This window comes from Comamonas testosteroni ATCC 11996, from assembly GCF_000241525.1.
GTDB lineage: Bacteria > Pseudomonadota > Gammaproteobacteria > Burkholderiales > Burkholderiaceae_C > Comamonas > Comamonas testosteroni.
Genome location: NZ_AHIL01000029.1, coordinates 92212 through 114317 on the forward strand (window position 1 = coordinate 92212; position 22106 = coordinate 114317).

General features: G+C 61.6%; 21 protein-coding genes. 14 read left to right on the forward strand and 7 right to left on the reverse strand.

Annotated features, from left to right (window positions below; translation table 11 throughout):
* The first annotated feature begins 43 nt into the window (after positions 1-43).
* From CTATCC11996_RS11935 to CTATCC11996_RS11945, 3 genes are all read left to right on the forward strand, one after another.
* Positions 44-850, forward strand: coding sequence for a ferritin-like domain-containing protein (locus CTATCC11996_RS11935; RefSeq protein WP_003076390.1), 807 nt, complete (start codon positions 44-46; stop codon positions 848-850).
* 161 nt (positions 851-1011) lie between these two features.
* The gene (locus CTATCC11996_RS11940) at positions 1012-2271 is read left to right on the forward strand and encodes an EAL and HDOD domain-containing protein (protein ID WP_003076393.1); all 1260 of its coding nucleotides are present in this window, start codon (positions 1012-1014) and stop codon (positions 2269-2271) included.
* A gap of 34 nt (positions 2272-2305) precedes the next feature.
* Entirely contained in the window at positions 2306-3589 is a 1284-nt protein-coding gene (locus CTATCC11996_RS11945) for an EAL and HDOD domain-containing protein (RefSeq protein ID WP_003076394.1), read from the forward strand.
* Positions 3590-3698: 109 nt separating this feature from the next.
* Here CTATCC11996_RS11945 and CTATCC11996_RS11950 read toward each other — a convergent pair whose 3' ends face one another.
* Entirely contained in the window at positions 3699-4703 is a 1005-nt protein-coding gene (locus CTATCC11996_RS11950; protein ID WP_003076395.1) for a Bug family tripartite tricarboxylate transporter substrate binding protein, read from the reverse strand.
* Positions 4704-4927: 224 nt separating this feature from the next.
* Here CTATCC11996_RS11950 and CTATCC11996_RS11955 point away from each other — a divergent pair, with 224 nt between their 5' ends.
* Positions 4928-5584: a molybdopterin-dependent oxidoreductase gene (locus CTATCC11996_RS11955; RefSeq protein WP_003076397.1), complete on the forward strand. Its 657-nt coding sequence runs from the start codon at positions 4928-4930 to the stop codon at positions 5582-5584.
* A gap of 6 nt (positions 5585-5590) precedes the next feature.
* Here the strand turns inward: CTATCC11996_RS11955 and xerD are convergent, their stop codons facing one another.
* Positions 5591-6547 carry a site-specific tyrosine recombinase XerD gene (xerD, locus tag CTATCC11996_RS11960; RefSeq protein WP_003076399.1) on the reverse strand — a complete coding sequence of 319 codons (957 nt, stop codon included), beginning with the start codon at positions 6545-6547 and terminating at the stop codon, positions 5591-5593.
* Positions 6548-6710: 163 nt separating this feature from the next.
* Here xerD and CTATCC11996_RS11965 point away from each other — a divergent pair, with 163 nt between their 5' ends.
* Entirely contained in the window at positions 6711-6956 is a 246-nt protein-coding gene (locus tag CTATCC11996_RS11965; RefSeq protein WP_003076402.1) for a hypothetical protein, read from the forward strand.
* Between the two features lie 69 nt (positions 6957-7025).
* Here the strand turns inward: CTATCC11996_RS11965 and CTATCC11996_RS11970 are convergent, their stop codons facing one another.
* From CTATCC11996_RS11970 to CTATCC11996_RS11975, 3 genes are all read right to left on the reverse strand, one after another.
* Entirely contained in the window at positions 7026-7457 is a 432-nt protein-coding gene (locus CTATCC11996_RS11970) for a hypothetical protein (protein ID WP_003076404.1), read from the reverse strand.
* Between the two features lie 181 nt (positions 7458-7638).
* Complete coding sequence (locus CTATCC11996_RS25030; protein ID WP_080569867.1) at positions 7639-7857, reverse strand: DUF4287 domain-containing protein; 219 nt, start codon at positions 7855-7857, stop codon at positions 7639-7641.
* Positions 7858-8124: 267 nt separating this feature from the next.
* A complete protein-coding gene (locus CTATCC11996_RS11975) occupies positions 8125-9105 on the reverse strand; it encodes a tripartite tricarboxylate transporter substrate binding protein BugE (protein ID WP_034348933.1) in 981 nt (326 codons plus the stop codon).
* A gap of 236 nt (positions 9106-9341) precedes the next feature.
* Between CTATCC11996_RS11975 and CTATCC11996_RS11980 the strand changes: the two genes are divergently transcribed.
* Entirely contained in the window at positions 9342-10250 is a 909-nt protein-coding gene (locus CTATCC11996_RS11980) for an AEC family transporter (RefSeq protein ID WP_003076409.1), read from the forward strand.
* Positions 10251-10306: 56 nt separating this feature from the next.
* Here CTATCC11996_RS11980 and queG read toward each other — a convergent pair whose 3' ends face one another.
* Positions 10307-11347 carry a tRNA epoxyqueuosine(34) reductase QueG gene (queG, locus tag CTATCC11996_RS11985; RefSeq protein ID WP_003076411.1) on the reverse strand — a complete coding sequence of 347 codons (1041 nt, stop codon included), beginning with the start codon at positions 11345-11347 and terminating at the stop codon, positions 10307-10309.
* A gap of 12 nt (positions 11348-11359) precedes the next feature.
* Here queG and tsaE point away from each other — a divergent pair, with 12 nt between their 5' ends.
* From tsaE to CTATCC11996_RS12015, 6 genes are all read left to right on the forward strand, one after another.
* Complete coding sequence (tsaE, locus tag CTATCC11996_RS11990) at positions 11360-11881, forward strand: tRNA (adenosine(37)-N6)-threonylcarbamoyltransferase complex ATPase subunit type 1 TsaE (protein ID WP_003076413.1); 522 nt, start codon at positions 11360-11362, stop codon at positions 11879-11881.
* Positions 11878-13266, forward strand: coding sequence for an N-acetylmuramoyl-L-alanine amidase (locus tag CTATCC11996_RS11995; protein WP_003076415.1), 1389 nt, complete (start codon positions 11878-11880; stop codon positions 13264-13266). Before tsaE ends, CTATCC11996_RS11995 begins: the two co-directional genes overlap by 4 nt.
* A 184-nt stretch (positions 13267-13450) precedes the next feature.
* Positions 13451-13666 carry a glycine zipper 2TM domain-containing protein gene (locus CTATCC11996_RS12000; protein WP_003076417.1) on the forward strand — a complete coding sequence of 72 codons (216 nt, stop codon included), beginning with the start codon at positions 13451-13453 and terminating at the stop codon, positions 13664-13666.
* A 799-nt stretch (positions 13667-14465) separates the two neighbouring features.
* Positions 14466-15467: a cytochrome-c peroxidase gene (locus tag CTATCC11996_RS12005; RefSeq protein ID WP_003076419.1), complete on the forward strand. Its 1002-nt coding sequence runs from the start codon at positions 14466-14468 to the stop codon at positions 15465-15467.
* A gap of 7 nt (positions 15468-15474) precedes the next feature.
* On the forward strand, positions 15475-17319 hold the full coding sequence (locus CTATCC11996_RS12010; RefSeq protein WP_003076421.1) for a DAHL domain-containing protein: 1845 nt from the start codon (positions 15475-15477) through the stop codon (positions 17317-17319).
* Positions 17320-17358: 39 nt separating this feature from the next.
* Complete coding sequence (locus CTATCC11996_RS12015) at positions 17359-18300, forward strand: response regulator (protein WP_003076423.1); 942 nt, start codon at positions 17359-17361, stop codon at positions 18298-18300.
* A gap of 76 nt (positions 18301-18376) precedes the next feature.
* Here the strand turns inward: CTATCC11996_RS12015 and CTATCC11996_RS12020 are convergent, their stop codons facing one another.
* The gene (locus CTATCC11996_RS12020; RefSeq protein ID WP_003076425.1) at positions 18377-19033 is read right to left on the reverse strand and encodes a DedA family protein; all 657 of its coding nucleotides are present in this window, start codon (positions 19031-19033) and stop codon (positions 18377-18379) included.
* Between the two features lie 381 nt (positions 19034-19414).
* Here CTATCC11996_RS12020 and CTATCC11996_RS12025 point away from each other — a divergent pair, with 381 nt between their 5' ends.
* Positions 19415-19660, forward strand: a complete 246-nt coding sequence (locus CTATCC11996_RS12025; protein ID WP_003057754.1) for a hypothetical protein — start codon at positions 19415-19417, stop codon at positions 19658-19660.
* A 113-nt stretch (positions 19661-19773) separates the two neighbouring features.
* Positions 19774-22041, forward strand: a complete 2268-nt coding sequence (mutL, locus tag CTATCC11996_RS12030; protein WP_003076426.1) for a DNA mismatch repair endonuclease MutL — start codon at positions 19774-19776, stop codon at positions 22039-22041.
* Positions 22042-22106 lie beyond the last annotated feature (65 nt).

A 22106-nucleotide genomic window follows, 5' to 3' on the forward strand; every position in this document is an offset into this window, starting at 1 on the left:
TCTCCCTGTGGGTTGCCTCTTTATAGAACCTAGAATTGTAGGGATGGAGTTACGTCATCGCGCGCTAGAGGTCTTGTGCCTTACAGACCCAGAGGAAAAAGCTGCTGCAGCCATTGATTTGCATGCACAAAAAGCTCTCTATTCGATAGCAGAAACAGCACCGACACTGCACATCCCCGAATCCGAGCTTCCCGGCCGACCGACCCGGCCCGAGCTCAAGCACCACACAGCCGTGGCGCGCCGCTCGCCTGCCACCCTCGAAGGCCGGGCCGTGCTCATCCATGCCATTGCGCATATCGAGTTCAATGCCATCAACCTCGCACTGGACGCCGTCTGGCGCTTCGACGGCATGCCCGGGCAGTACTACCACGACTGGCTGCAGGTGGCCGCCGAGGAAGCCAAGCATTTCCGCCTGCTGCGCGACCACCTGCGCCAGCACCATGGACAGGACTATGGCGACCACCCGGCCCACCAGGGACTGTGGACCATGTGTGAAAAAACGGCAGGCGACATCGTGGCCCGCATGGCTCTGGTTCCAAGAACGCTGGAGGCGCGCGGCCTGGACGCCACGCCGCAAATCCAGAACAAGCTGCGCAACACCCATGCGCCCGATGCGCTGGCGGCCTGCGACATTCTGGACATCATCCTGCGCGAAGAAGTGGGCCATGTGGCCATAGGCAACCACTGGTATCGCTGGCTGTGCGAGAAGAACAGCCTGGAGCCCGAGTCGTTGTACCTGGAGCTGACAAAGCGCCATGAAGCGCCACGCCTGCGCCCGCCCTTCAATGAGAAGGCACGCCGAGCCGCAGGCTTCACCGCAACCGAGATCGCCTGGCTGCAACAGATCTAGGTATTTTTTCTTGACTCGAATCAAGAACCATCGGCAAGCAAGGCCTGCGAGCCGAAGTTGTTGGCACAAACGATCTGAACGCACGAAGCTGACACTATGATCGGCTCGTTCTTACAATAACCGGCACAGCCAACCATTTCTCACACAGACGTCATGCAGCAATGAGTGAACAAACCATAGAGGACACGGCATTCGCCTCGCCGCGCAACCTGTCCAAAGGCATGATTGCACGCCAGCCCATCGTCAACGGGCTGCAGCAAATCATTGGTTACGAGCTGTTCAACCGCTCGCGCTCGCCTTATGGTCACACCATGGCCTCAGACGCGACGCTGATCTTTGCGGCCCTCACGCATGCAGGAGAGGAAGATCTGGTCGGCACCAAGCTCATGTTCGTGAATTGCACTCACGAAGGCCTGACCGGCGAGCACCTGGAACTGCTGCCGGCCGACAAGGTAGTGCTGGAGATCCCCCCTCTGGGCCATGCCGCCGTGCATGAGGTGGCAGCCCGCCTGCCCACGCTGCTGGCACTCAAGGACCAGGGCTTTCATCTGGCCTTCAACCACACGGTGCTGGAGTCTGTGTATTCGGCCTGGCTGCCGCTGGCCGACTACATCAAGCTCGATCTTTCCACGCTGGCACCGGACCAGCTCACGGTGCTGGTCAAGTTTGCCAACCGCCACACCCGCGCCGAGCTGATTGCCGAAAAAGTCGAAAGTGCCCACCAGCATGAGCTGGGGCAGCGCCTGGGCATCGAGCTTTTCCAGGGTTTCTGGTTTGCCCGCCCCACGGTGATGCAGACCCGCCTTCTGACCCCGACGCAGCAAAGCATCATCCAGTTGCTGACGCTGGTGCGCGAGCAGGCCAGCACCGATGCGATCGAGGAAGTTCTCAAGAAGGACGCCGCCCTGGCCTTCAACCTGCTGCGCCTCATCAATTCGGCCAGCTTTGGCGCCCATCGCAAGATCACCTCGTTCAAGCAGGCCGTGATGCTGCTCGGCCTGAACAAGCTGTTCCGCTGGGCGGCCATGCTGCTGACGGCGGCCCGTGAAGGCGGCCCGCCACCAGCCGTGGGCCAGACCGCCGTGATTCGCGGTCGTCTGATGGAGCTGCTGGCCAAGCACTCGCTGACGGAAACCGACGCCGATCTGGCCTTTATCTGCGGCATGTTCTCCATGCTGGACCGCATGCTGGGCATGCCTTTGCCTGCAGCGCTGGCGCTGATACCGGTGTCCGAGTCGGTCTCTGCCGCGCTGCTGCATCATGAAGGCATTCTGGGCGAGCTGCTGATGCTCACCAAGGCCTGCGAGAGTCATGACCAGGAACAATTCGATCGCAGCGCCTGCAGCCTGGAGCTGGAGCACGGGGACATCAATCACGCTCATCTGCAGGCTCTGAGATGGACGGAGTGTCTGTCCGACTGACAGCGCTTTTGCCCCACACCCAAGCGATAACTACATGGATACCTCTGACACCAACTCTTCTTCGCCGACCGCCAGCCCCGTTGCAGACAAGGACGAGGCCAATATGGCCAGCATTGCGCGCCAGGCAATCGTCGATGAAAAACGGGATGTGTATGGCTACGAGCTGTTTGACCGCTCGGTTGCACATAACGCACACACCGCTGCATCTGACGCGGCGCTGCTGTTCAATGCCCTGTCCTATGCCGGTGCCGAAGCGCTGGTGGGCAAAAAGACGGTTTTCATCAACTGCACCCATGACAGCCTGAGCGGCGGCCACCTGGAGCTGATTCACCCCGACCGCGTGGTACTGGAGGTCCCGGCCCTGCCCGCCGATGCCACCCAGGAAAACATCGAAGCCTGCCTGCCCACATTTGCGACCCTGCGCCAGCGTGGCTTTCGTCTGGCTTTTGACCAGAACCTGCTGCGCCGCAACTATGCGTCATGGCTGCCCATGGCCTCCTTCGTCAAGCTGGACATGCAGAGCTTCGGCATCGAGCATGCCGAAAAGCTGGTGAAGTTTGCCCAGACCTACACACGCGCCCAGATCGTGGCCGAGAAGGTTGAAACGGCCGAGCAGTTCGAGCATATGCGGAGCCTTGGCGTGAAACTGTTCCAGGGCTACTGGTTCGCCCAGCCCCAGCTTGTGCAGGCGCGTACCATTCGCCCCACCCAGACCACCATCATCCAGCTCATCAACCTGGTGCGCCAGCAGGCCAGCACGGAGGAGATCGAAGAGCTGCTCAAGAAGGACCCCACGCTGTCCTTCAACCTGCTGCGCTTCATCAACAGCTCGGGCTTTGGTCTGTCCTGCGAGATCACCTCCTTCCGCCATGCAGTGATGATTCTGGGACTCAAGAAGCTGTTCCGCTGGGCGGCCCTGCTGCTGACCACCTCACGCGCCGGCGGCACACCGCCGGCTGTGGGCCAGACGGCCGTGGTGCGCGGCCGCCTGATGGAGCTGCTGACCGCCGAGCTGCTGCCGCCCGAGGAATGCGACCACGCTTTCGTCGTGGGCGTTTTCTCGCTGCTCGATGTGATGCTGGGCCTGCCCATGGCCAAGGCCCTTGAATCCGTGGCGCTGCCCCAGTCCGTGGTCGATGCACTGGTACACAACCAAGGCGTTTTTGCGCCCTTCCTGGATCTGACGCGCGCCTGCGAGTCGGGCGACGAAGCGGCTTTTGCCCGCGCTGCCAATGCGCTGCAGCTGTCCAACCACCAGGTCAACTGGGCTCACCTGCAGGCACTGAGCTGGGCAGACAACCTGGCCAGCGAAGTGTGATCTGAACCAATCCGCTTCGCGAGAAGTCAGTGCGCTTGCTGCGCACAGCGAAAAAAGGGCTTGCGGCCGATGTGACCGCAAGCCCTTTTTTCATGCGAGACAGTCCCGATCAGTTGGTCTGGATGCCTGCAGCCTTGATGATCTGGGCGTTGGACCTGGACTCGGCCTCGATCTGCCTGGCGAAGTCCGCAGCCTTGCCGCCGGTAGGCACATTGTCCGTGGCTTCCAGACGCTGACGGATCTCGGGTAGCGCCAGCGCCTTGTTCACCTCGGCATTGAGGCGAGCCAGCACGGGGGCAGGCACACCGGCGGGAGCAAAGATGCCGAAGACCGATGTGGTGTTGGCGTTCTTGTAACCCAGCTCGGCCAGCGTAGGCACCTGGGGCAGCGAATCCAGACGCGCCGGAGCACCCACGGCCAGGGCCTTGAACTTGCCGGCCTTGATGTGCTGCATCACGGCGGGGCCGGCATTCGTGGACAACACCTCGAACTGTGCACTCAGGCCGTCATTGAGCTGCTGGCCGCCGCCCTTGTAGGGCACATGGGTGATCTGAACCTTGCCCTGGTCGGCAATCTGCTCGAGCATGATGTGGCCCAGCGACGCCAGACCGGCCGTGGCCCAGCGCACATCGCCGGGGTGGGCCTTGGCCTGGGTCATCAGCTCGGGAAAGCTCTTGGCAGTCAGGCGGGTCGTGCCCAGCAGCAGCACGGGCGAGTACATCACGCTGACCACGGGAACGATATCCTTGTGCGGGTCGAACAGCGGCTTGCCCAGATGGGGGCTCAGCGTCAGCGGGCTGATGGACGAAAAGCCCAGCGTATAGCCATCGGGGTTGGACTTGGCGACCTGGTCCAGGCCAATCGCGCCACCCGCGCCGGCCTTGTTGTCGATCACCACCGACTGACCCAGCGACTGCGACAGCTTTTCACCCAGCGCACGGGCCACCACATCGCTCACACCGCCGGCAGGGTAAGACACCACCAGACGAATGGGACGGCTGGGCCAGCCAGCCGCGTCGGCTTTGTCGGCCGCCTGGACATTCAGGGACAAGGTGGCAGGCAGCACGGCTGCCAGGGCACAGGTCAGCATGCTGCGACGCAGAAAGTTAGTCATCACTCGAAATCCAAAAATCAAGACCTGCATTTTTGACCAAAGTGAATTCCCAGGTTGATTTGAACGACGATTCGTCAATTCATTGGACAGAAAACATCAAAATAAAACTTCAAACACTCAAATAGACCAACACTCCAGTCGGCCAGCGCCTTCATCGACGTATCGCAATGACGCCCTCAAGGCTTGCCGCTAGACTGCAGCAATCTCCACAAAGAAAGCGCCCCATGGCAGAAAAACAATCTCTATCGCGTCGCGCCATGCTGCTGCAAGGCGGTGCTGCGGGCGCTGCACTGGGCGCCATGGCCCTGCCCGCCGGGGCCACGACCACGCGCAAGGCCTCCCGCACCTGCGTGCTCGATGGTCTGCAACCCGCAGTGCTTACCATCAGCGGCCCCGGTGTGCAGGCCAATCGCGGTAAGCCGCAGGCCGTGGCGGACCGCATGCTGATCATCTATGGCTATCTGTTCGATGCAGCCTGGTCCTGCGGCATGGATGCGCTCAACAGCCTGGAGCAGCAGACGCTCAGGACCACGCTTGAATACGACGAAGCCGAGCACAGCCTGCAAGGCCCGCTGCTGGAGCAGGTGCTGCAGGCCGCCGGCGTGGATGTAGGCCAGGCCATGGCGCGCGGCCTGCAACTGACCTTGCAGGGCATAGACGGCTACCGCAGCCAGATACCGCTGGCCCAGGCCGTGCGCTGGCGCATGCTGATCGCCACCCAGCTGGACGGCGTGCCGTTGGCCATGGGCGGCGTGGGCCCGCTCTGGGCCATTTTTGCAGCCCATCAGATTCCGGAGCTCAGCCAGTTGCCCGTCAAGCAACGCTTTGCCGCCGCCGTCTGGGGGCTCTACCACCTGCAGTTGGGCAGCCCGGCTGCCTAGACCTCCTCAGCCTCGCGGGTGATGCTCAGCATGCAGGGCCTTGAGCCGCTCGCGCGCCACATGGGTGTAGATGGTGGTGGTGGAGATATCGGCATGCCCCAGCAGCATCTGCACCACGCGCAGATCGGCGCCATGATTGAGCAAATGGGTGGCAAACGCATGGCGCAGCGTATGTGGCGACAGCGGCGAGTTCACACCAGCAATCTGCGCGCATTTCTTGACGATGACCCAGAACATCACGCGACTCATGCCCGCGCCGCGCTGGGTCACGAACACTTCCTCGGTCTGCTGTCCTCCCAGAATCGCGGCACGCGCATGCTTCAGATAGCGCTCCAGCCAGTGCTGCGCCTCCTGGCCGAACGGTACCAGCCGCTCCTTGCGCCCCTTGCCGGTCACGCGCAGCACGCCCGAGCGCAAGTCCAGCTCATGCATGCGCACGCTCACCAGTTCGCTGACGCGCAGACCGCTGGCATACATGAGCTCCAGCATGGCGCGATCGCGCAGACCCAGTGCAGTGTCCACATCTGGCGCATCGAGCAGGGCCTCTACCTGCTCCTGGGTCAGGGTCTTGGGCATGCGCGGCGGCTGCTTGGCTGCCAGCATGCGCACCGTGGGATCGGCAGCGATGCGCTTTTCACGCAGCGCCCAGTGAAAGTAGCGACGCAATACCGTCAGCCTACGGTTAGAGGATGTGGCCTTTGTACCCTCCACACGGGCCGTGAAATAGCCCTGCAGATCGGCTTCCAGCGCAGCATCCAGCGCCTTGGGCGGCTGCAGCCGCGCCAGCCAGCGCGCAGTCGCCGTCAGGTCGCGCCGGTAAGCGGACAAGGTATTTCGCGAAAGCCCGTCCTCCAGCAGCAGGGCATCGATGAACTGATCGAGCGCATCCTGACTCTGCGGCAAAGGCTGCGGCCAGTCATCGGGAATCTGCGGTTTGCGGGAGTTTTGAGGAGTGTCGGACATGGGGCTAGCGTACACGCTGGTGAAGGGTCCGCAGGTTTGAAACCGAGCCCGTAGCGATACGGAGCTACCGGTCAGATCGCGGGTTCGAGGCAAGCCATGTTTGAAGTTCGCCGTGGAGTAAGCTCAGGCAGGACAAGCTCTGACTGAAGACGGATCGGAAGACATGGGACGAGAGTACAAAATCAAATGTGTCGTACCAGACAATTACGACCCCACTGCGCTGCTTAGAAGGTTGCCAAATCCGAGCAATCCAGAAGTGCTGGGCGAGGTCTACAACTACGCGATAGAGCCGGACGGTTTCTATTTCATCGACCACCTAGCGGATCGCACTGTCGCGGCCGTAGCGTTGCAAAGCCTTCTTGATGAGGCGCTTCGGTTCAACGATGCGGTCGAGCTCATCCAGCTTTAGCCCATCCACTCCGCCTGCCGTGGCGCAAGCGGCCATGAGCCGCCGCCTGAGCCGACCAGAACCGGGGACTCAATGCTCAAGCCGAGCCACAAGCGACAGCTTGCCGATGTGAACCTGCTTGAGAGACTGCCTGGATCCCGACCGGGTCTCTAGTTCACGCCTATATGCGCGCAGCATCTGACGTGGGTAGTGACTGCCGCTGGCGAACAGGCTCTCCTGGTACTTCTGGCGCAGATACCTCATATCGAGATCCGATTTTGCAATCCAGCCTCGGCCCGCTTTGAAGCTCGTGACCGCATCTTTGTGCAAGGCGCAGAAGAGCGCCCAGACCATCAACTGATGCGCCTCACTCCAAGCCTGGGCATGAGCTTGTGAAACCTCCAGCTGTCCGGACAGTTGCGGAAACAGACCTCCGCCACCAGCCACGAGCTTCCCATCGGAAATCGCTATCCGTGATGGCCAGAACCGCAACGCTTCACGCAGAACCTTCTTGAATTTCATTGCTCAGATGGATATGGAAATCTCATGCCATGCAGACGGCAGCGGTACTCAGTCCGCATCAGGCGCGTGCAGTCCAGATGGGCACCCAAAGTAACGGCAGACAGGGCTGGAAGCCCGGTTTTCGATATATGCACTGCATGGCCATACGACACGCCAATGAAGCGGCATCGGCCTGAATCATCTAACAAGCGCCGGGCTGTGCCCTATGGTATGCAACAAGCGCGTTCGCATGTCCATGACCGATGCCGTGCTCGAGCTTGAGATGTGCGACCTGCTCCATATGTTTTTTATCGTGCAGCTCATCGAGGATCTTGAGCCAGTGCGCGATCGGCTTTCCATAGGCCTTCTCGATTGAAGGGAAGTAGGACGCGGGTCCTTTGATCTTTTGTTCACTTGCCATGCACACCTCCGATGAATGGATAAAGGATCTGACGCAAAGCATCCGACAAACCTTGCTCAACGCCTTGGACAATGAGCACATTGACGCTTCTTGGGTTGACTTCCCCTCGGCCGGCCCTGTTTTTGTGTATCGATTGGCTGCTCAGGGCCGAAATCAGCCCACCTCATCGCCCTGTCCCGGACCTCGCATATAAAAAAAAGCCCGAATGGCCTCAAAGGCAATTCGGGCTTGCGGTATCCGCTACTGCATCGGCAGCAGATCAGCAGCTTAGTCCAGTGTCAGCTTCTGCTTGGCCACGACCTGCTTGTAGGTTTCGTACTCTTCCTTCAGTTCCTTGGCGAATTCCTGAGGAGAGTTGCCCACCACCAGCGAGCCGGTGTCTTCGATGCGCTTCTTGACCGCTGGGTCCTGCAGCACCTTCTTCACAGCGGCATTGATCTTGTCGACCATGGCCTTGTCCATGCCCTTGGGACCCAGAATGCCGTAGGAAGCCATGCGATTGACCTGGGGCAGACCCACTTCCTTGAAGGTGGGCACGTCAGGCAGCACGGCCAGACGCTGGGGAGCGGCCACGGCGATGGCCTTGAGGCGGTTGTCCTTGATGAAGGGCAGTGCCGAAGGCAGGTTGTCCAGAATCATGGGGATCTGGCCGGCAACCGCGTCGTTCAGCGCCGGGCCCGCGCCGCGGTAAGGCACGTGGGTCATCTGGATGCCGGTCAGCGACTTGTACAGCTCCATCAGCATGTGCTGGATGCCGCCCGTGCCGGACGAGCCATAGGAGTACTTGCCGGGATTGGCCTTGAGCTCAGCCTCGAAAGCCTTGTAGCTGGCCGCGCCGGGGAACTTGGGGTTCACGGCGATCACATTGGGCGTGGCCGCAATGTTGATGATGGGCGTGAAGTCCGTCAGCGGGTTGTAGGGAGTCTTGGGGTTGATGGCCGGATTGGTGGCCATGGTCGACAGGGTGGAAATACCCAGGTTGTAGCCGTCGGGCTTCTGACGCGCGGTTTCCTGCGCACCGATGACGCCGCCACCGCCGCCCTTGTTGTCCACCACCACGGACTGACCCAGCTCCCGGCTCAGCGGCTCGGCGATCACACGCGCAATGATGTCGGTCGTGCCGCCTGCGGCAAAGGGCACCAGCAGCTTGATGGGCTTGGTGGGGTAGTTGGCCTCTGCCAACACACCAGTCGAGAAACCTACAGTTGCCAGAGCCATTGTCAGGCCCACGCACATACGACGATTCATGAAGGGGTCTCCTTATGAGTTCTGAAATTAACGGCTGATGGTACGTGCCGCAAAAAACCCGACACATTCTTGTTAGCCCTGATTTCTCAGTAATTACCCTAGATTCACACCATTTCCTTGAAGCGCATCAACGTTCAGCGCGAATGAACCGAGCGACGCCAGTAAGTATTACTACATAGAAACTTGGCGACAGCTTTCTCTCAGCAAACCGATGCCCGGCCCTATGCTTACAGGCCGTGAACTATCTAGAACTGCTTTTCCCCGATTTCGCGCTCATCGTGCTGGGCTATGTGCTGTGCCGTTTCACGCCCATCAACCGCAGCGTCTGGCGAGCCGTGGAGCAGCTCGTCTACTACCTGCTGTTTCCGGTGCTGCTGTTTCACTCCATCACGCGCAACCCGATCCAGTGGGGCGATGCCAGCCAGTTGCTGGCCGCCGGTGTGCTGGGAGGGCTGCTGGGCATTGCGCTGACCTACAGCCTTCCGCACCTGCCTCTTCTGGGCCGGCGCATCGATGCACGCAGCTATGCGGGGGCAGCGCAAGTGGCGTTTCGCTTCAACTCCTTTATCGCGCTGGCGCTGGTTTCGCGCCTGGCTGGGCCGGACGGGCTGCTCTATGTCTCGGTGCTGATTGGCGTGTCCGTGCCGCTATTCAATGTGGCCGCGGTCTGGCCCATGACGCGTGGCAGTGACCAGCATTTTGTCGGGCATCTGATGCGCAACCCGCTGATCATCGCCACCGTCAGCGCCCTGCTGTTCAATGCCGCCGGACTGAAGATTCCTGCCCTGCTGGAAGCTCCCGTGGCCCGTATCGGCGCTGCCTCGATCGCACTGGGCCTGATGGCCGCTGGCGCGGGCCTCAAGCTCAGTGCACTGGCCACCAACAAGCTGCTGGCCAGCGAGCTGCTGCTGATACGCCACGCCATCCAGCCGCTGATCGCCTTTGCCATGGTTCAGCTGTTCCACCTCAACCAGCCGCAGGCGATTGCGCTGATGGCGTTCTCCAGCCTGCCTACTGCCTCGTCCTGCTATGTGCTGGCTGTGCGCATGGGCTATGAGGGCTCGTTTGTGGCCAGTCTGGTGTCGCTGTCCACGATGCTTGGCGTGCTCAGCCTGCCCTTCGGGCTCTGGCTGATCGGTATTTGAATCTGATAGCTTCTTGCGCTTACTTGGTAAGCGATAGAGGCCAATTTCACTCAAAATCAGGCGCGCTGCGCCAGCGCCCAGGCCACATGCTCGGCCACCACAGGGTCGGGATGATCGGCCCGGCTCTGCAGCGCGGCCCTGAGTTCGGGCCTTCCGGTTTCGCGCCAGGCATTGCCCAGGGCCACAGCCACATTGCGCAGCCAGCGCGCATGTCCGATGCGGCGAATGGGGCTGCCCTCGGTCACGCGCAAAAACGTGGCTTCGTCCCAGGCCAGGAAATGCACCAGTTGCGTGCCCGCCAGTCCGGCGCGGGCGTCGAAGTCCGGCAAGACGCTGGGCTGGGCAAACTTGTTCCAGGGGCAGGCCAGCTGGCAGTCATCGCAGCCATAGATGCGGTTGGCCATCAAGGGCCGCAGTTCCTCGGGAATGCTGCCCGCATGCTCGATGGTCAGATAGGAGATGCAGCGCCGCGCATCGACCTTGTGCGGCGCGATGATGGCGCCCGTGGGGCAGGCGTCGATGCAGGACGAGCAGCTGCCGCAGTGCGCCGTGACTGCTGCGGTGGGCTCGAGTGCAAAGTCCACATAGATTTCACCCAGAAAGAACATTGATCCGGCCTCGCGGCTCAGCACCAGGGTGTGCTTGCCGCGCCAGCCCTGGCCGCTGCGGCTGGCCAGCTCGGCCTCCAGCACCGGTGCGGAGTCGGTAAAGGCACGGTGGCCGAACGGACCTATTTCCTGTGCAATGCGCTCGGCCAGCTTCTGCAGGCGGTTGCGCAGCACCTTGTGATAGTCGCGGCCTCTGGCGTAGATGGAGACGATGCCCTCCTCCGGACGCTTGAGCCGATCCCATTCCACGGCCTGCCAGCCGTCCTCGGCCGTGCGCGGCAGATAATCCATGCGTGCGGTAATCACGCTCACCGTGCCGGGAACTAATTCTGCTGGCCGGGCTCGTTTCAAACCATGGGCCTGCATGTAATGCATCTCGCCATGCAACCCTTGCGCCAACCATTGCAGCAAACCGGGTTCTGCCGAGGACAAATCCACGCCCGCCACGCCGATTTGGGAAAATCCCAGCTCGCGAGCCCAGGCTTGCATCAAAGGAACCAATTGACTGCTGCTCAACATACACCCCGAATTGTAGGAAGCGAGCCCGCATCGGCGCTGGCGCAGCGCCAGATACTCTGGCAAAGCGAACAAGATACCGAGCGCTTTGCCCGGCAACTGGCCGCCCTGCCACAGCTGCGCAACGCCTATGTGACCCTGCATGGCGACCTGGGTGCGGGCAAGACCACGCTGGTGCGTCACTGGCTGCGCGCCCTGGGCGTGCAGGGCCGCATCAAGAGCCCTACCTATGCAGTGGTGGAGCCGCATGAGGCCGGCGATCTCTCTATCTGGCACTTTGACTTCTACCGCTTCGACGACCCGCGTGAATGGGAAGATGCAGGTTTTCGTGACATTTTTGCCAGCGCCGGACTCAAGCTGGCAGAATGGCCCGAAAAGGCTGCAGCGGTTACACCTGTTGCGGATATAGCTATCCATATCGAAGCAATTGACGATGTGCAGCGACAGGTGACGCTCAAGGCTGGCACCCCCGCAGGCTGCACCGTGCTTGAAGCATTGACGGCATGAGCAAAACAACTTCCTCCACGGCTTTTCCGGACCTGCCCCGACCGGGCCCTTCCCTGCCGGGTCTTTCCCGACTGGGTCTTTCTCGCCGCAATCTGCTGCAGGCAGGCGGCGTGGTTCTGCTGCTGGGCCGCCAGCATATTGCGCAAGGCGCGAGCATCGTGGCCGTGCGCGTCTGGCCCGCACCCGACTACTCGCGCGTCACGCTGGAATCCGATATTCCGCTGACGGCCAAGCCGGTCTTCGTGCCCAGCCCGCCGCGCTTGGCCGTCGACATCGAGGGCCTGGATCTGAACCCGGCGCTCAAGGAACTGGTGGCCAAGGTCCGCTCCGACGACCCCAATATCGCCAGCATCCGCGTCGGCCAGTTTGCGCCCGGCGTGGTGCGCCTGGTGATCGACCTCAAGCAGGAAGCCAGGCCCCAGGTCTTTACGCTGGCCCCGATTGCTCCCTACAAGCACCGGCTGGTGCTGGACCTCTACCCCGCCAAGGCCGTCGATCCGCTGGAAGCCCTGATCAGCGAACGCTTGCGCGATGCCGGCAGCTCGGCTGCTGCCCCGGCACCGCACAATCCCGTGATCACGACACCGCCCCCTGCGGCGATTGCGACAGCGCCCCAGGCCGACCCTCTGGGGGACCTGATTGCCCAGCGCAACCAGCGCCCCAGCACTCCTGCACCAGCGCCTGCGGTGATTGCACAGGCACCGGCGCCCGTGCCGCCGCCACCGGCTCCCGCGCCACGCCCGGCTCCAGCACCCAGGCCTGCACCCAATATTGCCACCTCGCAAAGCACGGACCGCATCATCATCGTGGCGCTGGACCCCGGCCATGGCGGCGAGGACCCTGGTGCTACCGGTCCCAGCGGCCTGCGTGAAAAAGACGTGGTGCTCAAGGTCGCCCATCTGCTGCGCGAGCGCATCAACAACTCGCGCATCGGCGGCAGCCCCATGCGCGCCTTCATGACGCGCGATGCCGACTTTTTCGTACCCCTGGCCACACGCGTGGAAAAAGCCCGCCGCGTCCAGGCCGACCTGGTGGGGGGCCTGAACGTGGGCGGACTGCAGGACCAGCATGTGCAGCGCATGCTGCTGGATATGAGCACCACAGCCCAGATCAAGGACAGCCTCAAACTGGGTACTTCGCTGCTGGGCGAGATTGGCAGCATGGCCAAGCTGCACAAGGCCCGTGTGGAGCAGGCCGGCTTTGCCGTGCTGAAGGCGCCCGACATTCCCAGCGTGCTGGTGGAAACGGCCTTCATCAGCAACCCCGAGGAGGAAGCCAAGCTGGCCTCTGCCGCCTATCGCGAGCAACTGGCCGATGCGCTGATGACGGGCATACGCAAGTACTTCGCCCACAACCCGCCCCTGGCACGCAGCCGATCGGTTTAAGTGCGCACTTGCACAAAACCGTCGTGCTGGCTGTCAGCCGGCAAGCCGGTTTGATGACAGTCGCCAAGCCTGAATGACACAGGCTTGGCCCTCTCTCCTACCTGAAAGCCAGGGCAAAAGGTTCAAGATCAAGACGTGTTCTTATGAAAGCTGGCCTCTACGGCAGCTGTACAGGAGAGACCTCATGAAACTGCAAACTCTTGCCATCACCGTGTCTGCAGCCTTCACGCTTGCCATGGCAGGCTGCTCCACCTCGCCCACCAATGCCCAGATCGGCACCGGTGTCGGCGCCGTCGCCGGCGGCGTGGTCGGTGATGCACTGTTTGGTTCCACTTTGGGCACCGTAGGCGGCGCTGCAGCAGGAGCGCTGATCGGTAACGAGGTAGGCAAGCGCAAATAAGCACCTCGATCCGATCTGAATGTCCAACGAGAAAGCCCCGGCATAGTCGAGCGGATCTCACTTGCTCATGCTGCTGAGCTCAGGCAATGCCTTTGGCAGTTCACGAGATTTTTCAGACAGTTCTGATTTATCCCGGGCAATTTCTTATGGATACTCAAATTCAGCAGGCAAGTGAACCGCAGCAACGTTGATTTCTGACCTTTGCCAGAAGCGCTAGCTGCGTGTTTCTACGGTGATCCATCGGACTTTACCGAGTCCTTGAAAACTCGCGCTTTAGGAATACAGGCGCGGGCTTGGCCGAGCTGCGACAGGAGCCCTTCGTGGGCACGGGGTGTGAGCAGAAGGCATAACCATATCTACTAAGAAATGGGTAAATGCAGATCGCTCTGCGGGCACACAGATACAACAACATGCAAAACAGTTAAGCCAAGACGAAAAAATAGCAAACAGCATCATTTTTTGCCACAAATGACCACTCATTTGATTTGGCGTGAACAAACCCCAAAGAGTGTGTGCCCACCCTCAAATGAGCGACCTTTGCCACACGCATCGGCATCGCTCAAAAGTGCGCTGACCACTACCCAACAGCGCAAGAAAAAATCAAAAGGGGGTCTCCAACCCTGATGGCGCAGCAACTGTGCCGTCTGGTCACAGGCCAGTGCACCCCCACTATTTGTCCATTACCAATCCGGTACCTCCTGCTCTGCTTGTCCTCGTGCGCCAGCGCTGCCGCTGCTGCATCTGGCACTCGCATATGTCATGCATGGGAGCCGGTTGGCGCACCGGAGAGTCAGGAAAGATGGACCACCAATCCACCACCATCAGCCTTCACCGCCAAATTCAATTCCTCGGTCTGCTTGCAGCCTTGGCCACATGTGGCTGGGCTACTGCCCAGGAGCCGATTACCCCGATTCCGGCCGGTACGCAGGAAAACCCGCTCAAGGTGGATCTGGGACGCAAGCTGTTCAACGATACAAGGCTGTCATCCGACAACTCCATCTCCTGCGCCAGCTGCCACGAGGTGAAAAAGGGCGGAGCCGATCGTCAGGCGCTGTCCAGCGGCGTACAGGGACGGCAGGGCAAGGTCAACACGCCCACCGTGCTCAACAGCCGCTACAACTTTCGCCAGTTCTGGGACGGCCGCGCCGCGTCACTCGAAGAACAGGTGAAAGGCCCTCTGCATGACCCCAACGAAATGAACACCACCTGGGCGCAGGTGCTGGGCAAATTGTCCGCTGACGCAGCGCTGAGCGCCGAGTTCAAGGTGCTCTACCCGAACACCGGCATCAATGCCAGCAACATCGCCGATGCGCTGGCCAGCTACCAAAGGGCACTCATCACTCCCAACGCGCGCTTTGACCGCCACCTGCGCGGCGACAAGAACGTACTCAGCCAGGACGAGCTGCGTGGCTACCAACTGTTCAAGTCCTATGGCTGCGTGGCCTGCCACCAGGGCGTCAATGTCGGCGGCAACATGTTCCAGACCTTTGGCGTCATGGGTGACTATTTCAGCCAGCGAGGCCAGCCGAGCGACGCCGACCTCGGGCGCTACAACGTCACCAAAAACCCGGATGACAAGCATGTGTTCAAGGTCCCCAGCCTGCGCAATGTCGCCTTGACGGCCCCCTACTTCCATGACGGCTCGGCCAAGACGCTTGAAGACGCAGTCGATGTGATGTTCCGCTACCAGCTCGGCCGCAGTGCCCCTGAGCTGGACAAGAAATACATCATCAAGTTTCTTCACACCTTGACTGGCGAGCTCGATGGCCAGCCGCTGGAGCATTGGGCTCAGGAACCCTGAACACGCCATGACAACAAAATCGATACCCAGGCGTGGTTCGCTGCGCTGGGCCTATGCACTGGTCGCACTCCTGCTCATTGCCGTACTGGTGTTCCTGGTGCTGCAGACCCGCGCCATCAACCTCAACGCCAGCAATGAAATCATTAGCACGCTGCGTAACCTCAAACAGGTAGACGCGGATTGGAACGTGGACGTGCTACGCGCCAAGACCGGCCTGAGCACCAACTACGATCAGGTGGCAAGCCCTTTGCCGCTGATCGCACAGCTGGAAAAGCAGTTGAGCGAAACCACCGCCGAATACTGGCTGGGCAGGCATGAGAGCGTCTCCCGCATGCGTCCGCTGCTCGATCACTTCAGCGAGCTGATGGAGCAAAAAATTGCGTCGATCGAGCACTTCAAATCGCAAAACGCGATCTTGCAGAACTCATCACGCTTTCTCCCCCAGGCTGCCACCGAGCTGGCGCAGGCGCTGCGCAATGACTCGCAGGCCCCGGGCCAGCGACAGCACGCCGAAGAGCTGCTCAACCAGATACTGGCCAGCTCCATGAGCTACGCCCAAACGCCCGATCCGGAGCTGCGCGAGTTGATCAGCGACAACGCCACCGCCCTGCAAGCCCTGGCCCAAAGCCTGGATCTGCAGACGTTGGCCGACACCTTTGTCGCACATGTCCACACCATGCTGCGCCAGCAAGAACGTGGCAACCAATTGCTTCAGACGCTGGCAAACCTGCCGACCGCGAAGGCTATCGACGATCTGTCCGACACCCACACGCAAGAAAATGACCAATTGCTCACAGGCCTGCAAGGCTACCAGCGCGCGCTGGCCATTTACTCGACCTTGCTGTTGCTGCTGCTGGCTTTTGCAGGCTGGAAACTGTTTCGCAACTATCAGTTGCTCAACCAGACCAACAACACGCTGGCCCAGGCCAATACCGCGCTGGAACGCAGCCACCAGGAGCTCAAGGAATCGCAGGTCCAGCTGGTGCAATCCGAAAAGATGTCTGCCCTGGGCCAGATGGTGGCCGGCATCGCCCACGAGATCAACACGCCGCTGGCCTATGTCAAAAGCACTTTCAGCATCGTGCGCGACCAGCTGGGTCCCTTGGACGAGTTGAGCCAGCACAGCAAGGCCTTTACCCAGGCCATGCGAGCGCCGCAGCGCGACCAACGGTTGCTCAACCAGTATTTCCAGCGCATCGAGCAGTTGGCTGCCGACCTCAGCGACCAGCAGGTGATGTTTGAAATGAATAAGCTGCTCGGTGATGGCGTGCACGGCATCGAACAGATTTCCGAGATCGTGCTGAATCTCAAAAACTTCAGCCGTCTGGACCGAGAACGCATCACCAATTTTTCGGTCGAGGCCGGTCTGGAAAGCACTTTGCTGCTGGCGCGCAACCTGCTCAAGAACCGTATCGAGATCCGCAGAGACTACGGCCAGGTCCCCGAGATCTCGGGCTCGCCGTCCCAGGTCAACCAGGTCTTCCTGAACCTGATCACCAATGCAGCCCATGCCATGCCCGAGCGCGATACGCCCAACGTCATCACGCTGCGCACCAGCGTAGCGCCCGAAGAGCATATGGTGCTGATCGAGATTCAGGACAACGGCAGCGGCATTCCCGAGGAGGTGCTGCCCCGCGTCTTCGACCCGTTCTACACCACCAAGCCCATTGGCCAAGGCTCGGGCATGGGCCTGCCGATTTCCTTCAAGATCATTCAAGAGCACGGTGGTCGCATCTTGATAGACACCGTCAAGGATGTCGGCACCGTCTTCACCATCTTGCTCCCCCTGAGCAATGCCGCCACAACACCCGAAAAGGCAGCAAACAGTGCTGACGCATTGTTTTCAGACTGAGCGCGGCCCCAAGGAACCGAACCCAAGAGGAAATCCACTATGGACATGCGTCCCTGCATTCTTTTTGTGGACGACGAGGAGCGCGTAGTTAACCAGCTACGCATGATCTTTCGTCAGGACTACGAAGTCCACACAGCCACCTCAGGTGCCGCAGGTCTCCAGATCCTGCAGAGCACGCAGATCGATGTGGTCGTCAGCGATCAGCGCATGCCGGGTATGACTGGCATCGAGTTTCTGGCCCAGGTGCGAAGGCTGCAGCCGTCGGCCATGCGCTTGCTGCTTACCGGCTACTCGGACCTGGCGGCGATTGTCGGCTCGGTCAACGAGGGAGAGGTCTTTCGCTTTATCAACAAGCCCTGGGACCATGCGGAAATCCAGGCGATCATCGCCGCTGCCGTCCAGGCCGGCAGCGCGGCGCGAGTGGCTGCCGTCCCGACCGATCAGGCCGTGCAGGATTTCATGGCACAGGCTGCGCAACGCCCGCAGGTACTGATCATCGACGACCAGCGCTCGGATCTCGACGCCATAGCCCATTTGCTGCGCGAGGACCACGCCTGTCTGACGGCCGAATCGGTGAAAGAGGCCATCGACCTGCTGTCCAGCCACGATGTGGGAGTGCTCGTCACCGAGGCACGTGTCGGCAATAGCGACGTGGGCCACTTTCTGCATCTGCTCAAGCGCCACTACCCGCTGATCAATACCGTCATGCTCACCCGCGCTAGCGATGCCGATCTGGTGATCCGTCTCATCAACACGAGCCAGATCTTTCGCTTTGCCACCAAGCCGCTGCGCAAGAGCGTTCTGCAACTGGCTGTGTCTGCGGCGATGAAGGAGCACGGACGCTTTCGCATATCGCCCGAACTGGCCCACCGTCACCTTGTGGCCGAGGACAAGGAGGCCAGCAGCGACAGCGTGCTCCTTGGCAGCATCGTGCAAAGCCTCAAAAGCCTGCGCAAGCGCGTCACAAGCCTGTGGAAGTGAGCGACTGAGCTGCCAGGCAGAGGGACAAAAAAAGGGGCGACTGCCGCGCCCCTTTGCTCCATGCCCGATCATTGACTCAGGCAGGCTTGCCAGTCTTTTCCTGCCTGCCGGCGCGCCAGGCACCGAAGATGGCGATCAAACCGGGCACCAGGATCAGGCCCCAGATGATTTTCTCGAGATTGTTCTTCACCCACTCCATATTGCCGAAGAAGTAGCCTGCGGCGCTGATGCCCACCACCCACAGCACGGCCCCCACGACATTGAACAGGCTGAACTTGGCACGGCTCATATGAGCCACACCGGCTACGAAAGGTGCAAAGGTGCGGATGAAAGGCATGAAGCGCGCCAAGATGATGGTCACGCCACCATAACGCTCATAGAAGTTGTGAGCCTGGTCAAAAGCCTTGCGGTTGAACCAGCGCGAATCCTCCCACTGGAACACCTTGGGCCCCAGGTAGCGGCCTATCGTGTAATTGCTCTGGTCGCCCAGGATGGCTGCTGCCAGCAGCACCACCACTGCCAGCGGGTAACTCATGTAGCCGGCACCGCACAGCGCGCCGACGATGAACATCAGCGAGTCACCGGGCAGGAAAGGCATGACCACCACACCGGTTTCGACAAACACGATGATGAACAGCAGGGCATACACCCAGGGCCCATAGGCCACGACAAAGGCTTCCAGATGCTTGTCGATATGCAGGATGAAGTCGATCAGAAACTGAATGATTTCCAAAACACGGTCCTCAAAAATGGATTGGCATACCGGCGTATGCCGGCCAGTAATGTACTGCGCCCCCAAAGCCCGCAGACGCTCCACCCCTTGCTCGAGCGCCATGTTTTTGAGAGCAAACTCACAGCTGCTTGCAGACTGCAACAAGGCCGGCCTTTTCAAGGTAGTTTGTTACAAGTTTTGATAAAACTAAACGTCAACAATACGTCAGCTTGCCATTTCTGCTGGCACAGTAGAGATGTGTCGCCGCAAGCCGTGCATTGCAAATCACGACATCGGCCCCCCGGCCAACAAAGTCCGACGTCTCCAGCCTCCCGCATGTGCAGGAGTGGGCACAGAGACCAGACCGCTTTCCATAACTAGCACGACGAGAGGAATACGAACATGAAGACATTCACCATGCGCTATGGCAAGGCCCTGACTCTGGCAGCCGCACTGACTGGCGCCCTGGCACTGGGCGGCTGCGCCCATGGCCCCAGCCGTCAGCAAGTCGGTATCGGCGCAGGTGCCGTAGCCGGCGGTGCCGTGGGCAACGTGCTGTTTGGCGGCCCTGTGGGCACCATCGGCGGTGCAGCCGCCGGTGCGCTGATCGGTAACGAACTGACCAAGGGCGGCTACCGCCGCCGCTAAGCCCTGCGAGCGCTGCGGGCTGAACGAAGAGCTGCCAGAATTATTCCGGCAGCTCTTTGTGTTTTCGCTCCCCAAAAAACTCACTTGCCGGCCGGTTTGTACAGCCGCCTAGAATGGTTGCCGTGAACGCAACCAGCACCGAACTCTCCCCCTCCCCTACCGAAACCGCCGACCAGGCTGCCCCCGTGCGCCGGCCGATTCGCGACCTGCCCGACGAGCTGATCAGCCAGATCGCTGCCGGCGAGGTGGTCGAGCGCCCCGCCTCCGTGGTGCGCGAGCTGGTGGACAACGCTCTGGACTCGGGCGCCGGCCAGATCACCGTGCGCCTGCTGGCCGGCGGTGTGCGCCTGATCGCGGTGGAAGACGACGGCTGCGGCATTCCGCGCGACGAGCTTCCCGTAGCCCTGCGCCGCCATGCCACCAGCAAGATCAGCGATCTGCACGATCTGGAAACCGTGGCCACCATGGGCTTTCGCGGCGAGGCACTGGCCGCCATTGCCTCGGTATCGGAAACCTCCATCTTCTCGCGCCCCGCAGGCCAGGACTCGGCCTATCTGCTGGACGCCCGCAGCGGCGAGCTGCGCCCCGCCGCACGCAACCAGGGCACGACCGTGGAGGTCAAGGAGCTGTTCTTCTCCACGCCCGCGCGCCGCAAATTCCTCAAGACCGATGCCACCGAGCTCGCGCATTGCATAGAGTCCGTGCGTCGCCATGCGCTGGCCCGGCCCGATGTGAGCTTTGCCATCTGGCATGAAGGCAAGCTGGTCGAGCAATGGCGCGCTGCCGGCAGCACGCCCGACGAAGCCCTGTCGCGCCGCCTGGCCGATGTGCTCAACGACAAGTTTGTCGACAACTCGGTCGCCGTCGATCACTGGGCCGGCCCCGTCCACGTCACGGGCCGCGCCGGCATCCCGGACGCTGCGCGCTCGCGTCCCGACCAGCAGTTCTGCTACGTCAACGGCCGCTTTGTGCGCGACAAGGTATTGACGCATGCTGCCCGCTCTGCTTACGAGGACGTGCTGCATGGCAACAAGCAGCCGGTCTACGCGCTCTACATAGAGATCGACCCCGCGCGCGTGGATGTGAACGTGCACCCCACCAAGATCGAGGTGCGCTTTCGCGACAGCCGTGAAGTCCACCAGGCGGTGCGCCACGCGATCGAGAACGCGCTGGCCACGCCGCGCGCTGCGGCCGTGGTCGAGGCGGCGGCACAGGAAGCCGCCCGCCAGCCCGGCCTGATCGACGACGGCGCTGCCACGCCTGTGGCAGCCAAATCGGCGAACAAGCCAGCAGCAGCCCCGGCCTGGCCGCAAACCCGCATGAGCTTTGGCGAACCCGCCGTCGGCAACCCCGTGCGCGACCTGGCCAAGCTCTGGGAGCCCATGCGCGAAGCCACTGCGCAAGCAGAGCCCGCGCCCCAGATGGCGACTGCGGCAGCAGCCCCGGCGAGTGCTGCAGCTGCCACGCCTGTGTCAACGCCTGCGACATCCGCCACACCTGATTTGGCCACCGGCGCGACCACGATCACCAACACCACAGCCATGCCAAGCCCCGTGCCTCAGCCCGAGGACGAAGGCATCAGGCTGCGCCCTTCTGGCCAGTCCAGCTACTTTCAGCGCAAAGCGCCTGCTCCCCTGATGCAGGAAGCACCAGCCGCTACGCAGATCGCTGCCAAGGCTGCAGCTGCAGCCCCGCTCGAGCCGGCTGCGGCCATGCAAGCTGCCGAACATGCCGCAGCGCCGGCAACTCAACCACCCGTAACGGCTGCGGCAGACAACACCCCGGTCTGGCCGCTGGGCCGGGCCGTGGCTCAGCTGCACGGCGTCTATATCCTGGCCGAAAACAGCCAGGGCATGGTCATCGTGGACATGCATGCCGCCCACGAGCGCATCGTCTATGAGCAGCTCAAGAATGCCGTGAATACGGAAGATGGCGACCAGCAGATTCCCAGCCAGCCGCTGCTGATTCCCGCCACCTTTGCCGCAACGCCCGAGGAAGTCGCCACGGCCGAAGCCCATGTCGAGACCTTGCTGGCCCTGGGCATGGAGGTCTCTCCCTTCTCGCCCAAGACCCTGGCCGTGCGCGCCGTGCCGGCCACGCTGGCCCAGGGCGATGCCGTGGAGCTGGCGCGCAGCGTGCTGGCCGAACTGGCCCAGCATGACGCCAGCACCGTGGTGCAGCGCGCGCGCAACGAGATTCTGGCCACCATGGCCTGCCACGGCGCGGTGCGCGCCAACCGCAAGCTCACGCTGGACGAGATGAATGCACTGCTGCGTCAGATGGAGGTGACCGAGCGCTCCGACCAGTGCAATCACGGCCGCCCCACCTGGCGCCAGCTGAGCATGAAGGAGCTGGATGCGCTGTTTCTGCGCGGGCGCTGATGGCAGGGCTGCAATAGCCGCTAAATAGCCGCTACATTGCCGTTATCGACCAAAACAGCGGGCCG

Coding starts and splice junctions, on each gene's coding strand:
- CTATCC11996_RS11935 (WP_003076390.1), top strand. CDS start 44: ATGGAGTTACGTCATCGCGCGCTAGAGGTCTTGTGCCTTACAGACCCA.
- CTATCC11996_RS11940 (WP_003076393.1), top strand. CDS start 1,012: ATGAGTGAACAAACCATAGAGGACACGGCATTCGCCTCGCCGCGCAAC.
- CTATCC11996_RS11945 (WP_003076394.1), top strand. CDS start 2,306: ATGGATACCTCTGACACCAACTCTTCTTCGCCGACCGCCAGCCCCGTT.
- CTATCC11996_RS11950 (WP_003076395.1), bottom strand. CDS start 4,703: ATGACTAACTTTCTGCGTCGCAGCATGCTGACCTGTGCCCTGGCAGCC.
- CTATCC11996_RS11955 (WP_003076397.1), top strand. CDS start 4,928: ATGGCAGAAAAACAATCTCTATCGCGTCGCGCCATGCTGCTGCAAGGC.
- xerD (WP_003076399.1), bottom strand. CDS start 6,547: ATGTCCGACACTCCTCAAAACTCCCGCAAACCGCAGATTCCCGATGAC.
- CTATCC11996_RS11965 (WP_003076402.1), top strand. CDS start 6,711: ATGGGACGAGAGTACAAAATCAAATGTGTCGTACCAGACAATTACGAC.
- CTATCC11996_RS11970 (WP_003076404.1), bottom strand. CDS start 7,457: ATGAAATTCAAGAAGGTTCTGCGTGAAGCGTTGCGGTTCTGGCCATCA.
- CTATCC11996_RS25030 (WP_080569867.1), bottom strand. CDS start 7,857: ATGGCAAGTGAACAAAAGATCAAAGGACCCGCGTCCTACTTCCCTTCA.
- CTATCC11996_RS11975 (WP_034348933.1), bottom strand. CDS start 9,105: ATGAATCGTCGTATGTGCGTGGGCCTGACAATGGCTCTGGCAACTGTA.
- queG (WP_003076411.1), bottom strand. CDS start 11,347: ATGCAAGCCTGGGCTCGCGAGCTGGGATTTTCCCAAATCGGCGTGGCG.
- CTATCC11996_RS11995 (WP_003076415.1), top strand. CDS start 11,878: ATGAGCAAAACAACTTCCTCCACGGCTTTTCCGGACCTGCCCCGACCG.
- CTATCC11996_RS12000 (WP_003076417.1), top strand. CDS start 13,451: ATGAAACTGCAAACTCTTGCCATCACCGTGTCTGCAGCCTTCACGCTT.
- CTATCC11996_RS12005 (WP_003076419.1), top strand. CDS start 14,466: ATGGACCACCAATCCACCACCATCAGCCTTCACCGCCAAATTCAATTC.
- CTATCC11996_RS12010 (WP_003076421.1), top strand. CDS start 15,475: ATGACAACAAAATCGATACCCAGGCGTGGTTCGCTGCGCTGGGCCTAT.
- CTATCC11996_RS12015 (WP_003076423.1), top strand. CDS start 17,359: ATGGACATGCGTCCCTGCATTCTTTTTGTGGACGACGAGGAGCGCGTA.
- CTATCC11996_RS12025 (WP_003057754.1), top strand. CDS start 19,415: ATGAAGACATTCACCATGCGCTATGGCAAGGCCCTGACTCTGGCAGCC.
- mutL (WP_003076426.1), top strand. CDS start 19,774: ATGGTTGCCGTGAACGCAACCAGCACCGAACTCTCCCCCTCCCCTACC.